Below are 861 nucleotides of genomic sequence, written 5' to 3' on the forward strand. Positions count from 1 at the left end.
TCAAGCCCATCCTCAACGGCGTGGGCGGGCTGCTGACCACGGTGCTCAAGGACACGCTGGGCCTGGTGGGCGTGGCCGTGGCCGTGGGCGTGTTCCCCATCATCCGCCGCCTGCTCAAGCGGCTGGAGAACCTGCAGCGCGGCGTCAAGCGCTTTGGCGAGGGCGACCTGTCGGTGCGCGTGCCCGAGCACGGCAGCGACGAGGTGGCCGACCTGGCCCACCAGTTCAACGCCGCCGCCGCGCGCATCGAGACCCTGGTGACCTCGCACAAATCGCTGCTGGCCAATGCCTCGCACGAGCTGCGCTCGCCGCTGACGCGCATCCGCATGGGCCTGGAATTCATGGGCGACGACCCAGCCAGCGCCCGCGCGCGCGCCGAGATCCAGCGCAACATCAGCGAGCTGGACCAGTTGGTGGACGAGATCCTGCTGGCCAGCCGGCTGGAGACCTATGAGGGCGACGTGGGCACGATCGAGCCCGTGGACCTGATCGGCCTGGCCGCCGAGGAATGCGCACGCGTGGATGCCGACCTGGACCTGCAGTCCACCGACGCGTTGGAAGTGCCCGGCATCTCCAAGCTGCTGCGCCGTGCCGTGCGCAACCTGCTGGAGAACGCGCGCCGCTACAGCCAGGGCGCCATCACGCTGGAGCTGGCGCGCCAGGACGCCATGGCCGAGATCCGCGTCTGCGACCACGGCCCCGGCGTGGCGCCGGCCCACCGCGAGCGCATCTTCGAGAAGTTCTTCCGCCTGCCCGGCGCCAGCGAGCGCTCGGGCGGCGTGGGCCTGGGCCTGGCCCTGGTGCGCTCCATCGCCCAGCGCCACGGCGGCAGCGTGCACTGCGAAGGCCGCGCCGACGCGG

At 71.8% G+C, this 861-nt stretch carries 1 protein-coding gene; it reads left to right on the forward strand.

Annotated features, from left to right (window positions below):
• A partial coding sequence (locus L995_RS17540; protein ID WP_052195822.1) for an ATP-binding protein occupies positions 1–861 on the forward strand: 861 nt, incomplete at both ends.

This window comes from Delftia sp. ZNC0008, from assembly GCF_000799035.1.
Lineage (GTDB): Bacteria > Pseudomonadota > Gammaproteobacteria > Burkholderiales > Burkholderiaceae_C > Comamonas > Comamonas tsuruhatensis.